The 13,891-nt window shown below is 43.5% G+C and carries 9 protein-coding genes; 2 read left to right on the forward strand and 7 right to left on the reverse strand.

Annotation, left to right across the window (positions count from 1 at the left end; genetic code table 11):
- Positions 1–449: 449 nt before the first annotated feature.
- The 7 genes from icmF to QLQ22_RS24195 all read right to left on the reverse strand — a co-directional run bounded on the left by icmF (position 450) and on the right by QLQ22_RS24195 (position 11,058).
- A complete protein-coding gene (icmF, locus tag QLQ22_RS24165) occupies positions 450–3,713 on the reverse strand; it encodes a fused isobutyryl-CoA mutase/GTPase IcmF (protein WP_252207725.1) in 3,264 nt (1,087 codons plus the stop codon).
- A 25-nt stretch (positions 3,714–3,738) separates the two neighbouring features.
- Positions 3,739–4,377: a TetR/AcrR family transcriptional regulator gene (locus tag QLQ22_RS24170; protein WP_223438679.1), complete on the reverse strand. Its 639-nt coding sequence runs from the start codon at positions 4,375–4,377 to the stop codon at positions 3,739–3,741.
- Positions 4,378–4,408: 31 nt separating this feature from the next.
- Complete coding sequence (locus QLQ22_RS24175; protein ID WP_223438680.1) at positions 4,409–5,548, reverse strand: acyl-CoA dehydrogenase; 1,140 nt, start codon at positions 5,546–5,548, stop codon at positions 4,409–4,411.
- Between the two features lie 21 nt (positions 5,549–5,569).
- Positions 5,570–6,706, reverse strand: a complete 1,137-nt coding sequence (locus QLQ22_RS24180) for an acyl-CoA dehydrogenase (RefSeq protein ID WP_284015750.1) — start codon at positions 6,704–6,706, stop codon at positions 5,570–5,572.
- 24 nt (positions 6,707–6,730) lie between these two features.
- Complete coding sequence (locus QLQ22_RS24185) at positions 6,731–7,585, reverse strand: 3-hydroxybutyryl-CoA dehydrogenase (RefSeq protein ID WP_252207728.1); 855 nt, start codon at positions 7,583–7,585, stop codon at positions 6,731–6,733.
- Between the two features lie 27 nt (positions 7,586–7,612).
- The gene (locus QLQ22_RS24190; protein ID WP_223443744.1) at positions 7,613–8,791 is read right to left on the reverse strand and encodes an acetyl-CoA C-acetyltransferase; all 1,179 of its coding nucleotides are present in this window, start codon (positions 8,789–8,791) and stop codon (positions 7,613–7,615) included.
- A gap of 155 nt (positions 8,792–8,946) precedes the next feature.
- Positions 8,947–11,058 (reverse strand): (Fe-S)-binding protein, encoded by a 2,112-nt coding sequence (locus tag QLQ22_RS24195; protein ID WP_223438683.1) that lies wholly within the window; start codon positions 11,056–11,058, stop codon positions 8,947–8,949.
- Positions 11,059–11,268: 210 nt separating this feature from the next.
- Between QLQ22_RS24195 and cls the strand changes: the two genes are divergently transcribed.
- Together cls and uvsE are read left to right on the forward strand one after the other, a co-directional pair.
- The gene (cls, locus tag QLQ22_RS24200) at positions 11,269–12,462 is read left to right on the forward strand and encodes a cardiolipin synthase (RefSeq protein ID WP_223443747.1); all 1,194 of its coding nucleotides are present in this window, start codon (positions 11,269–11,271) and stop codon (positions 12,460–12,462) included.
- Between the two features lie 29 nt (positions 12,463–12,491).
- Positions 12,492–13,448, forward strand: coding sequence for a UV DNA damage repair endonuclease UvsE (gene uvsE / locus QLQ22_RS24205; protein ID WP_223438684.1), 957 nt, complete (start codon positions 12,492–12,494; stop codon positions 13,446–13,448).
- Positions 13,449–13,891 lie beyond the last annotated feature (443 nt).

Raw genomic sequence — 13,891 nt, forward strand, 5'->3', positions numbered from 1 at the left:
AATGAAAAATTCAGGAAGGAGAATTGTTCTGTCATAAAGAGATTCAGATTAGTATTGGGCACCATTCTGATCCAAAGCATCCCGCTCGCAAAAACTGCACTTCTATTGCCAAAAATCCCCCTTCAACTCGTGAGAATCACAGCCCAACTCTCAGAATCTGGCGTCCAATTTGCAAGCCGGCATTTCCTATGGTAAAACCACTTTAAAATACCTATTTATAGCTGCCGTTGGCCATTTTATTGTTAATCCTGCTAAATTCAGGCTGGGTATTGAGAATCAACCTTGGATCTTTAACACTCAACTCTCATAAAACACCCTCCAATTAAAGAATTTCCCCCTCTAACTCACGGGAATTACTTCGCAGCACCCAGAAACGGGCATCCAACTTCCAAACCCCTTGTTCTGCGGAAATAAAAAACCCTCCCCGGAACTCCGGGGAGGCCATTCACTTACATATTGCGGCGATACTGCCCGCCTACTTCATATAATGCCTGCGTGATTTGACCTAAGCTTGCGAATTTTACCGTCTCCATCAATTCAGCGAAAATATTCTGATTGTGGATGGCCGCTTGCTTTAAGCGGTCAATTGCTTCGGCTGCGTATGCCTCATTGCGTTCCTGGAACGCTCTTAAGTTTTGGATCTGAGTTTCTTTTTCTTCTTTGGATGCGCGTGCGATTTCCATGTTATCGACTGATTCTTCTGACGGCTTATTTGGATTGATGTACGTATTTACACCTATGATCGGCAGCTGTCCTGAATGTTTTTGCATTTCATAATGCATGGACTCGTCTTGAATTTTTCCGCGCTGATACTGAGTTTCCATGGCACCCAGTACACCGCCGCGCTCATTGATGGAATCGAACTCCTTCAGAACCGCTTCCTCTACTAAATCTGTTAACTCTTCAATAATAAAGGATCCTTGAAGCGGATTTTCATTCTTCGTTAATCCGTGTTCTTTTGTAATAATCAGCTGAATGGCCATCGCTCTTCGGACGGATTCTTCCGTCGGTGTTGTGATTGCTTCATCATAAGCGTTCGTATGAAGCGAGTTGCAATTATCCTGCAAGGCCATTAATGCCTGCAGAGTGGTGCGGATATCGTTAAAGTCGATTTCCTGTGCATGCAGAGAGCGTCCTGATGTCTGCACATGATATTTCAGCTTTTGGCTTCGGTCGTTGGCGCCGTATTTTTCTCTCATAACCGTTGACCAGATGCGGCGTGCGACGCGTCCAATCACCGTATACTCCGGATCTAATCCATTGCTGAAGAAGAAAGAGAGATTCGGTGCGAAATCATCGATTTTCATGCCCCGGCTTAAATAATATTCAACGTAAGTGAAACCATTGGCAAGAGTAAAGGCCAGCTGGGAAATCGGATTAGCTCCGGCCTCAGCAATATGATAGCCCGAAATAGAAACAGAATAGTAGTTTCTCACTTTTTCATTGATAAAGTATTCCTGAATGTCACCCATCATTTTAAGTGCGAATTCAGTAGAGAAAATACACGTGTTTTGACCTTGATCTTCTTTTAATATATCTGCCTGAACCGTACCGCGGACTGTTTGCAGCGTTTTCTCCTTCACCGCTTTCAGCTCATCTGCAGTTAGTGCTCGGCCAAGCTCTTTTTCCTGTTTTTGAATCTGCTGTTCAATCGCTGTATTCATGAACATTGCAAGAATGATAGGTGCAGGACCGTTGATGGTCATTGAAACGGAAGTTGCAGGTGCACACAGATCAAATCCCGCATAAAGCTTTTTCATATCATCCAGTGTACAGATGCTTACACCGCTTTCCCCGATTTTCCCGTAAATATCAGGGCGGTAAGCAGGATCTTCCCCGTAAAGTGTAACAGAGTCAAATGCTGTGCTCAGGCGCTTCGCAGGATCGTCTTTGGACAAATAGTGAAAACGGCGATTCGTCCGTTCAGGTGTTCCTTCTCCGGCAAATTGGCGCTTCGGGTCTTCTTCTGCACGTTTGAATGGAAAAACGCCGGCCGTATATGGAAATGAACCCGGAACATTTTCTTTGTATACCCATTTCAAAATTTCACCGTAATCTTTGTATTTTGGCAAAGATACTTTAGGAATGGATAATCCTGAAAGAGAAACCGTTTTTAATTTTGTCACGATTTCTTTATCGCGGATTTTGGTCACAAATTGATCAGCTTCATATTTCTCTCTCAATTCCGCCCATGAATCTAAGATCCGTTTTGATTCTTGTGAAAGTTCTTCTTCTACACTCTTTTTAATAGCTTCCAATGATTCCAGCACTTCTGGTGCAGCGTCTCTTTCTTTCACACTTTCGATCGCGCCCTGCAGCTGAAATAACCTTCTCGCAATGTCAGCCTGATATTCAGCTTTTTGATGATAGGTGCGTACAGATTCGCTGATTTCTCTTAAATAGTAGCGGCGGTCTGTCGGGATAATGACGTTTTGCTTTTCTACATCCTTCACGACTGGAAGGGTTGAAGACCAGCTTTTGTCTGCCTTTTTATTAATTAGATCTAAAAGGGCCACAAACAGTGTATTTGTTCCTGGATCATTGAACTGGCTTGCAATTGTTCCATAAACCGGCAAGTCTTCGAATGGACTTTCAAACAGCAAGTGGCTGCGCTGATATTGCTTTTGCACCTGGCGCTTTGCATCCTGAGATCCTTTTCTTTCAAACTTGTTGATTACAATCAGATCTGCATAATCAATCATATCTATTTTTTCCAGCTGGGACGGGGCGCCGAATTCGCTTGTCATGACATATAAAGAGAGATCACAGATTTCAGTAATTGCTGCATCACCTTGGCCGATTCCGCTTGTTTCAACAATAATCAGGTCATAGCCTGCACCTTTGACAACGGCAATCGCATCATTGATCGCAAGAGACAATTCAGATCTAGATTGTCTTGTCGCAAGACTTCTCATGTAGACCCTTGGCGAAAAGATAGCGTTCATGCGGATACGGTCACCCAGGAGGGCGCCGCCTGTTTTTTGCTTTGTAGGATCGATGGAGATGACGGCAATTTTGATTTCAGGGACTTCATTTAAAAATCTGCGGATCAGTTCATCTGTAAGTGAACTTTTCCCGGCGCCGCCAGTACCTGTTATCCCAATAACAGGAGCGTCTGAAGTAAGCTGCTTCACTTCAGAAATCACCTTTTCGGCTGTTGCCGCTGCTTCGTTTTTGCTTCCGAGCTGTGATTCAGCAACCGTAATCAGCTTAGCAATCGCCCCAACATCACCCGTTTTCAGCTTTTCGATTTCGTCTTCAATTTTAGTAACTGTTTGAAAATCGCACTCTTTCATCATGAGCTCAATCATTCCCTGAAGACCAAGCTCCCTGCCGTCTTCAGGAGAAAAAATACGTGCAATGCCATATTCATGCAGTTCTTTTATTTCACGCGGAATGATGACACCGCCGCCTCCGCCGTACAGGCGGATATGCGAGGCTCCTCTTTCTTTTAAAAGGTCATACATGTATTTAAAAAATTCAACATGTCCGCCTTGATAAGAAGAGATTGCTATCCCCTGCGCATCCTCCTGAATAGCTGCATTTACGATTTCTTCAACCGAACGATTGTGTCCAAGATGAATGACCTCTGCTCCGCTGGCCTGCAGAATTCTCCGCATAATGTTAATCGAAGCATCGTGTCCGTCAAACAAACTTGAAGCCGTTACAAAACGAACGGCATATTTCGGTTTATAGGTCTCCTGTTTATGCATACGTCCCGCATCCCCTTTACTCTCGTTATTTCGTATGATTCCCGTTTTTTCCTACCCCTTGAAGAATCAGTTTTGTCTGAACTTCAATATACTCATCCAACGTGTAATTTCTTTGCAGAGCCCATCTTCTGAACCCCCACATTTGCCCCTGAACGAATATATTGTGCGCCAATAATTCCCGCTCCCTTAAGGAAAGCGAGATTTCTCCTTTATCCACGCAGCCTGCAATCACTTTTTCAAACATCCCGACCATTTCGATTTCTTTTTGCAGGACGTACGGGAGAGCATCACGCGACAGTGACTTTGCCTCCTGGTACATGACAAGCACCTCATCCTGCATTTCATCGACAACTTTGAAATAGTTTGCAATGGCAACCTTTAAGCTTTCAATTGTGCCCTGCTTAATATCAATGTCTTTCTCCAGTCTGTCGCGAACCTGGTCATAAATCGTGTCACAGACTAGATACAGCACATCTTCCTTTTGTCTGATGTATTCATACAGCGTGCCGATGCTGAATCCCGCAGCCTTTGCAATTTCTCTTGTGGTTGTGCGGTGGAATCCTTTTTGCTTAAAGAGATTTACCGCACCTTTAATCATTTGGTCACGGCGTTTTTGAACAAGCCGCTCATCTTTGACAGAAGCATGCACTTCACGTTTCGTCATCTTCCACCGCCTCCCTGTTTTAATTGTCCTCTTATTTTGTAATCATCCTAGAGATCACCAATCTTTGAATCTCCTGTGTTCCCTCATAGATTTGAGTGATTTTTGCATCCCTCATATACCGTTCTACTGGGTAATCTTTTGTATAGCCGTAGCCGCCGAAAACCTGAACAGCTTCTGTTGTCACCTTCATTGCCGTATCCCCTGCAAAAAGCTTTGACATGGCCGATTCTTTTCCATAAGGCAGCCCTTCTGATTCAAGCCATGCAGCCTGATAGGTTAAGAGACGGGATGCTTCAACCGTTGTAGCCATATCAGCCAATTTAAAGCCAATACCCTGCTGCATCGCAATCGGTTTTCCGAACTGCTGGCGTTCTTTCGCATAAGCAACAGAAGCATCAAGAGCGCCTTGGGCGATTCCGACAGCTTGAGCAGCAATTCCATTTCGACCGCCGTCAAGTGTCATCATGGCAATTTTAAAGCCTTCTCCTTCTTGACCAAGCAGGTTTTCTTTTGGCACGATGCAATCTTCAAAGATGATTTCTGTTGTCGGCGAGGAACGAATGCCAAGCTTGCTTTCTTTCTTGCCCACAGAGAAGCCCTTGAAGTCTTTTTCAACGATAAACGCGCTTGTGCCTTTATGCTTGCTTTCAGGATCTGTTACAGCAAACACGATATACGTATCGGCAATTCCTCCGTTTGTGATGAAGATCTTAGAACCATTAAGTACGTAATGGTCGCCGTTTAATTTAGCCGTCGTTCTCATGCCGCCTGCGTCAGAGCCTGAACCTGGCTCAGTTAATCCGTAAGCGCCGATCTTTTCGCCCTGTGCCATTGGCTTCAAATACTTCTGTTTTTGTTCTTCTGTTCCGAATTTGAAAACAGGCCAGCCCGCAAGTGATGTATGGGCAGATAAGGTAACTCCAATCGACGCGCACACTCGTGAAAGCTCTTCAATCGCAATGACATACGCTAAGTAGTCGCTGCCAATGCCGCCGTATTCTTCTGGCCAGGGAATGCCTGTTAAGCCAAGCTCCGCCATTTTGTCAAAAAGTGCACGGTCAAAACGCTCTTCCTCGTCGCGTTCTGCAGCTGTAGGCTCTACTTCATTTTTAGCGAAGTCTCTTACCATTTTGCGAATCATTTCATGCTCATCTGATAGTTTAAAAAACATCTATTTCATCCCCCGTATTGATTAATTTAAGATATGTTTACTGATGACGATTCTTTGAATCTCGCTGGTTCCTTCATAAATCTCGCACACTTTTGCGTCCCTGAAGTAACGTTCGACCGGATAATCTTTTGTATAGCCATAGCCGCCGTATACTTGAATCGCTTCTATGGCAACCTCCATCGCTGTTTTTGAGGCGAACAGCTTAGCCATTGACGCTTCTTTTCCGCAAGGAAGTCCGTTCTGCCTTAAGAAAGCGGCTCTGTATGTCAGAAGTTCAGAGGATTCAACACTTGTTGCCATGTCTGCAAGTTTAAAACCGATGCCTTGCTGAGCCGCGATCGGCTTGCCGAATTGAACACGCTCTTTTGCATAGTTGATGGAGTTCTCAAGCGCAGTCTGCGCGATGCCAAGTGATTGGGCAGCGATTCCGATTCTCCCCACATCCAGATTGGCCATGGCAATTTTAAACCCGTCTCCTTCTTCCCCAAGAAGGTTTTCAAACGGAACCTCAGCATCTTCGAAGGAAAGCTGGACAGTCCGTGACCCATAAAGCCCCATTTTGTGCTCATCTTTCCCAATCACAAGGCCCTTCGTATCCTTTTCAACAACAAATGCTGAAATCCCCTTTGTGCCCGCCGCGTGATTTGTTGACGCAAACACGATATACGTGTCTGCTTCTCCTCCATTTGTAATAAACACCTTAGATCCATTCAAAATGTATTTGTCGTCTTTTTTAACCGCTTTTGTTTTTAAACTGCCTGCGTCAGATCCTGATCCTGGCTCCGTTAAACAGAAAGCCCCTAAGTATTCGCCGCTTGCAAGCTTTGGAATATACTTCTTTTTCTGCTCTTCTGATCCAAAATAAAGAATCGGATTTGTGCCGACTGATGTATGAACGCTTAGAATGACCCCGACTGTCGCACTTACTTTTGATAGCTCGTGGATGGCAATAATGTAAGAGGTAAAATCCATACCTGCCCCGCCGTATTCCTCAGGTATTGGAATTCCCATTAGACCAAGTGAACCCATTTTACGGAGAATCTCTTTTGGAAATTCTCCCTGCTCCATTTTTTCAACAAACGGCTCGATTTCTGTTTGAGCAAAATCCCGAACCATCTTCCTCATCATTTCCTGCTCTTCTGTGAAGCGAATATTCATGTCCTGTCCCCCTGTGATGTCTGATTAACCCTCGTATGAATAAAAACCTCTGCCAGTTTTGCGGCCAAGCCATCCAGCTTTTACATATTTTCTAAGAAGCGGACATGGACGGTATTTATCATCGCCAAAGCCTTCGTGAAGTGTTTCCATAATATAAAGACATGTATCAAGACCGATAAAGTCAGCAAGTGTGAGCGGGCCCATCGGATGATTCATTCCGAGCTTCATCACTTCATCAATCGCTTCTTTCTCTGCAACCCCTTCGTACAGAGTGTAGATGGCTTCATTGATCATCGGCATCAGAATTCTGTTTGAGACGAAACCCGGAAAATCATTGACTTCAACCGGAACCTTTTTCAATGTTTTCGTCATATCTTCAATCGCCTGATAGACTTCTTCACTCGTTGCAAGACCGCGGATAATTTCAACCAGCTTCATCACAGGCACCGGATTCATAAAATGCATGCCGATTACTTTTTCAGGACGCTTTGTTGCGGCTGCGATCTCTGTAATTGGCAAAGAAGAAGTATTTGTCGCAAGAATGGTCTGCTCTGGTGTAATCTCATCAAGCTTCGCAAAAATATCTGATTTGATCTTCATATTTTCAACAGCTGCCTCAATCACTAAATCTGTTTGTGCTGCATCCTGAAGATCTATGGAAGCTGTCAATCTGCCTAAGATTTCGTGCTTTTGCTCCGCTGTCATTTTTTCTTTATCTACTTGTCTTTGAAGATTTTTATCAATCGCAGCAAATCCCTTTTGAACGAATTCTTCTTTTAAATCATTCAAGTAAACCTTGTATCCTGCCATTGCACAAACCTGCGCAATGCCTGCACCCATTTGACCTGCCCCGATAACCATTACATTTTGAATACTCATGTACATCCCCCTTGTTCGTTTTAACGCTTATACTTCTACCATAATTGCGTCGCCCTGGCCTCCGCCGCTGCAGATTGCCGCAATGCCGATTCCGCCGCCGCGTCTTTTCAGCTCATGAATTAATGTAATTATGATTCGTGCCCCGCTCGCTCCAATTGGATGCCCTAGAGCTACGGCTCCGCCGTTTACATTTACTTTTTCAGGATCGAGTCCCGCCAGCTGATTGCTTGCTAAAGCGACTGCTGAAAATGCCTCATTTATTTCAAACAAATCAATTTCTTCAAGCTTCTTGCCTGTTTTTTTCAGAAGCTCAAGAATGACAAGTCCTGGTGTTTTCGGAAAATCCTTCGCTTCAAGCGCAATGGATGTATGTCCGATAATCGCCGCAATCGGCTGCTTTCCTTCTTGCTTTGCACGTTCTTCGCTCATCAGTACAAGAGCTCCCGCGCCGTCATTGACTCCCGGTGCATTTCCTGCCGTAATGGTGCCGGCTTGATTAAAGACTGGTTTTAACTTAGACAATCTTTCAATCGATGTATCTTTTCTCGGAGCTTCATCGTGCTCTATTTTAAGGGGATCCCCTTTACGCTGCGGAATCTCTACACTCACGATTTCTTCGCCCAATTTCCCTGATTCGATCGCTGCAACTGTACGTTTGTGGCTTCTTAGTGCCCACTCATCCTGTGCTTCTCTTGAAATTTCCAAGTCTGATGCTGTTTCATTTCCGTACGTGCCCATGTGAACCCCAGTAAAGCTGCACGTAAGACCATCATGGACCATTAAATCCTGAACCTTGGCATCTCCCATACGCAGGCCCCATCTTGCTTTAGGCATGATGTACGGAGCATTGCTCATTGATTCCATTCCGCCTGCTACAATGACCTCTTCATCTCCTGCACGGATGATTTGATCAGCCAGCGTGACACTTCTCATTCCTGATGCACATACTTTGTTGATGGTTTCTGTTTTTACGTTCCAGGGAATGTCTGCATGTCTTGCAGCCTGACGGGAAGGAATTTGCCCCTGACCGCCTTGCAGAACAGATCCCATAATAACTTCATCCACCTCTTCCGCGTTTACATTTGCACGCTTCAAGGCTTCTTTAATGGCAATGCCTCCAAGCTCTGAGGCCGTAAGGGAACTGAGGCCTCCTCCAAATTTTCCAAATGGTGTTCTAACACCGCTTACGATCACTGTTCGATTCATCATTCTTCATCCCCTCAATTCTTTTATAAGAAAACGTTTACAAAATTCCGATTGAACGCTCGCTCAGCTTACCCCCAGGGAAGAAGGTGAAACGAAATCGCTCCACCTTCCTATATATCTATCTCTGTCATTCTCCATTTATGCTGAAATTCCTTTTAAGCAACGCTCTCTTTTTTCTCGCCGAGAACCGCTTTTTCAAGAAGTTCTGCTACATCATACGTGCTTACTGTTTCTTCAACTTCTTTTGCCTTCGTTCCGTCGCTCAGCATCGTTAAGCAATATGGACAGCCAGAGCTGATGACGGTCGGGTTCACTTCAAGCGCCTGATTTGTTCTTGCCACGTTTATACGTGAACCGGCATCCTCTTCCATCCACATAAGTCCGCCGCCTGCACCGCAGCACATTCCCGTTTCACGGTTTCGGGTCATTTCAACAAGCTTCACACCCGGTATGGACTTCAAAATTTCGCGAGGCGGCTCATATACTTCGTTGTAGCGTCCCAAATAGCAGGAATCATGGAAGGTAATCGTCTCATTCACTTCAAATTTAGGAACAAGTCTTCCTTCCTCTACAAGCTTGGCTAGAAGCTCTGTATGGTGGAACACTTCTGCCTCTAGTCCAAAATCAGGATACTCATTTTTGAAAATATTGTACGCATGCGGATCAATAGTGACAATTTTCCTGATCTCATTCTTCTGAAATTCATCAATATTTTTCGTCGCAAGCTCCTGGAATAAAAATTCGTTTCCAAGGCGGCGAGGCGTATCTCCCGAGTTCTTTTCCTTGTTTCCAAGAATCGCAAACTTCACTCCAGCTTCATTTAGAAGCTTCGCAAAAGATAATGCGATTTTCTGGCTGCGGTTATCGTAAGATCCCATGGATCCAACCCAAAACAGGTATTCAAACTCTTCGCCTGCTTTACTCATTTCTTTTACCGTTGGAACATGAACGTCGTCGCGCGCCTCGCGCCAATCTTCACGCTCTTTTCGGTTAAGGCCCCATGGATTGCCCTGACGTTCGATGTTTGTCATGGCGCGCTGAGCATCAGGATCCATTTTTCCTTCTGTCAAGACTAGATAACGGCGCATATCAATAATTTTGTCTACATGCTCATTCATAACAGGACACTGATCTTCACAGTTGCGGCATGTTGTACAAGCCCAGATTTCTTCTTCTGTGATGATTTCGCCAATGAGGCTTGGGTTATATTCAATCGTCGCTGCTGCTTCCTGAGAGCCCTGTCCTGATGCCATGGCTGCAAGCTGATTGCCCTTAGTGCCGGCAAAAGCATACGTTGGCACCCATGGTGACATTGACGTTACTGCTGCCCCTTTTTCCGTTAAATGATCACGCAGCCTTAAAATTAAATCCATCGGAGAAAGCATTTTGCCTGTTCCCGTTGCAGGACACATATTTGTACAGCGACCGCATTCGACACATGCATATAAATCAATCAGCTGTGTTTGTTTGAAATCTTCAATTTTCCCAACACCGAATGATTCCTGTGATTCATCCTCAAAATCAATCTTCTCAAGCTTTCCAGGGTTTGAAAGACGGCCGAAGTAAACATTCGCCGGACCCGCAAGCAAGTGAGCATGCTTTGATTGAGGCACATAAACTAAGAACGTTAAAAGAATCAGCAAATGCACCCACCATGAAATGTAGAAGATAACAGCAGCGCCTGTCTCGCCGACAAAGCTCAGCAAATAGGCAAAGCTTGAAGCAATTGGTTCTGTCCATGTTAATTCATGATTGTGCCAGATCAGGTTCATTCCGTTACCGAGCAGAACCGACAGCATTAAGCCGCCGATAAAGATTAAAACAAGACCTGCTTTAAAGTTTTTCTTTAACCGCACAAGCTTCTCAATGTACCTGCGGTAAAAAGCCCATACTACCGCAACCAGGATCATCAAAGTGACAAGTTCCTGAAAGAAAGTGAAGCCTGGATAAAGCGGTCCAAGGGGAAGGTGTTTGTCTGGCAATAAGCCTTTAATAATAAAGTCAAGCGCTCCAAACTGTACTAGAATAAACCCGTAAAAGAACATCACATGCATGATGCCGCTTTTTTTATCCTTGAGGAGCTTCTTTTGACCGAAAACATTGACCATAATGTTCTTCAGTCTTTCATTTAACTGCTGATCAAACTCTGTTTTCTTCCCGAGCTTGATGTATGCCATTCTTGAACGGATTAAGTAAATAAACAAACTCGCTCCGTAAGCGGTTACAAGTATGAATGCAGCAAAATTGATCCATAACAGTGCTTCCAATTTGTCTCCCCCGTTTCTGTGCTGAATACTCCCATTGCCCCATCATTCTAAAAACTTAAAATCCATGTAATTTTCTGAATCTTACCCTATATTTACATGATAATAATGAATGAGCATTCAGTCAATGATTTTATGCTGATAATTTTTCTGCAAGACGTAAAACATAATAGGTAGATGATAAAGCGATAAGGAGGGCTTACGTTGAACAGCATGTTACTAATAGGATTAATCGCATTGATATTTGTTGTTTGGCTGAGGCTCGACTATTACTTTGGAAGAAAAAAACATCTCCGCAGCTTAAATGAAATGAAGTATCCCCTGAGAAAAAGTGATATTGAATTATATATTGTGGGTGAACACTTTTATAAAAAATTGTTTGCGGACATCGAAAATAGCACACATTCGATCCATGTGTTATTTTATATTGTAAAAAATGACCCTGACAGCGACGACTTTCTTGCCCTTCTCATTAAAAAAGCAGAACAGGGCATCGAGGTCAGACTCCTTCTGGACTATGTTGGAAGCAAATCACTTAAAAAAGAGAAAATTGAAGAATTAAAAAAGAGCGGAATTTCATTTTCGTATACACATAACCCCGCTCCTCCTTACTTTTTTTATACTCTTCAGGCACGCAATCACCGTAAGATAACTGTTATTGACGGAAAAATCGGTTATTCTGGAGGATTCAATATTGGAAAAGAGTATTTAGGAAAGGATCCTAAGCTTGGTTTTTGGCGGGATTATCACCTGCGCGTAACAAGTGAAGGTGTGCAGGATCTCCAATCACAATTTTTACGTGATTGGCATGAAGCGACAGATGAAGATCTTAAGACTGTTCAAGCTTACTTTCCTCCCCTCTCACAAGGCACGCTTGAACATCAATTCCTTTCTACCTACGGTCAAAGTTTAGAAGGCCATTTTTTATCGTTCATCAAGCAGGCACAAAAAGAGCTTATGATTTGCACGCCTTATTTTATACCGGGCAAACAAATACAGGAAGAGCTGATAAAAGCAAGGAGGCGCGGAGTAGATATTAAAATACTTGTGCCAATGAGGGCGGACCATCCTTTTGTCAAAGAGGCCTCCTTTCCTTACTTTGGCCCCCTGATTCTTTCGGGCTGTGAGATTTATCAATATTATTATGGTTTTTATCACGCAAAAGTCATTGTTGTTGATGATAAGCTATGCGATATTGGAACAGCTAATTTTGATAAGCGCAGCCTTTATTTAAATGATGAGATGAACTGTCTTATTTATGACAAGGAATTTATTAAATATGTGAAGACTACGGTGAACGATGATATTAGAGGTTCTGTGCAGCTGACCTATGACAAATTTACTCAAAGACCTATTGCACAAAAAGGATTAGAAGCAGTTGCCACCATGATTTCTCATTTTTTATAGGCCATTTCATAAGGAAAGGGAGCAGTTATATGTTCATTCGATTCGGATATGTATCAAGTGCATTAAACTTGTGGGACTGCTCTCCTTCAAAATCACTGACGTTTGCCCGCTATTCCAAGCTTGATGAAGAGGCTGGGATAGAAGCGCTCCATTCGGTTACAAAGCAGAATTTGGAGCATACTCTGCGGATGATTCATTACAATATCGCACATCAAATCGAACTTTACCGTTTCTCATCATCCCTGGTTCCGCTTGCCACTCATCCAGATGTGAAATGGGATTTTCTCACCCCTTTTCGGGACATTTTAAAAGAAATCGGGGATCTTGTACGAAGAAACAGCCTGAGAACAAGTTTTCATCCGAATCAGTTTACATTATTCACAAGCGACAAGCCTCATATTACGGAGAATGCGGTTATCGATATGCAGTACCATTATGACCTGCTAAAAGGCATGGGACTTGAAAAAGAAGGTTATATCAATATTCACGTTGGCGGAGCCTATGGGGATAAAAAAACAGCAACAGAACGGTTTTACAGCAATATAAAGAAGCTTCCACAGGATATCAAGCAGCGGATGACTCTTGAAAATGACGACAAAACATATACTGCATCTGAAACGCTTGCCATTTGTGAAAATGAAGGAATTCCGCTTATGTTTGATTATCATCACTACTGCGCGAACAAATTAGATGAAGATGATTTGGAAGAGCTGCTGGTAAGATTTGAAAAAACGTGGAAAGGCAAAGGGGCCAAGCCAAAAATACATATATCCTCCCCTAAGACTGAAAAAGAATTCAGAAGCCACGCTGATTACGTAGATCTGGATTTTATCATGCCCCTTCTGAAAAAGCTGAAGGAGATGGAAATGGATTGTGATTTTATGATTGAGGCGAAGCAGAAGGACCGAGCTGTTTTGAAGCTTGTTGAAGAGATTTCAGCTATTCGCGGGGTAAAACGGCTAAGCGGCGGTTCAATCAATTGGTAACAGAATCACAGGGTTTTGCCCTGTGATTCTGTTTTTATGAAAAGCCAATACTTATTGTATTGGGTTTGAAACCCGGTCCTATAGAACCCAACTCGCAAAAAACGCCATTCTATTAGCAAAAACCCTTCTTCTACTCGCAGGAATCACGGTTCAACTCGCGAAAAAGATCATCCAACTCGCATACCTCAATTTCAAACGAAAAAACTACATAAAAATGCCTGTTTCTAGCTGCCGTTGGCTATTTTATCGTAGATGCAGCTGACTATATAAAGAAAAATTCAGCTGCATTGGGTTTTAGACCCGGTTCCAAAGCACTCAACTCGCAAAAAACGCCATTCTATTAGCAAAAACTCTTCTCCTACTCGCAGGAATCTCGGTTCAACTCGCGAAAAAGATCATCCAACTCGCAAACCTCGATTTCAAACGAAAAAACTACATAAAAA

It is taken from the genome of Metabacillus hrfriensis, assembly GCF_030127205.1.
Taxonomy (GTDB): Bacteria; Bacillota; Bacilli; order Bacillales; family Bacillaceae; genus Bacillus_P; species Bacillus_P dongyingensis.

Bases quoted from the DNA above. Each gene is read 5' to 3' on its own strand.
- icmF (WP_252207725.1), bottom strand. From the start codon at position 3,713: ATGCATAAACAGGAGACCTATAAACCGAAATATGCCGTTCGTTTTGTA.
- QLQ22_RS24170 (WP_223438679.1), bottom strand. From the start codon at position 4,377: ATGACGAAACGTGAAGTGCATGCTTCTGTCAAAGATGAGCGGCTTGTT.
- QLQ22_RS24175 (WP_223438680.1), bottom strand. From the start codon at position 5,548: ATGTTTTTTAAACTATCAGATGAGCATGAAATGATTCGCAAAATGGTA.
- QLQ22_RS24180 (WP_284015750.1), bottom strand. From the start codon at position 6,706: ATGAATATTCGCTTCACAGAAGAGCAGGAAATGATGAGGAAGATGGTT.
- QLQ22_RS24185 (WP_252207728.1), bottom strand. From the start codon at position 7,585: ATGAGTATTCAAAATGTAATGGTTATCGGGGCAGGTCAAATGGGTGCA.
- QLQ22_RS24190 (WP_223443744.1), bottom strand. From the start codon at position 8,791: ATGAATCGAACAGTGATCGTAAGCGGTGTTAGAACACCATTTGGAAAA.
- cls (WP_223443747.1), top strand. From the start codon at position 11,269: ATGTTACTAATAGGATTAATCGCATTGATATTTGTTGTTTGGCTGAGG.
- uvsE (WP_223438684.1), top strand. From the start codon at position 12,492: ATGTTCATTCGATTCGGATATGTATCAAGTGCATTAAACTTGTGGGAC.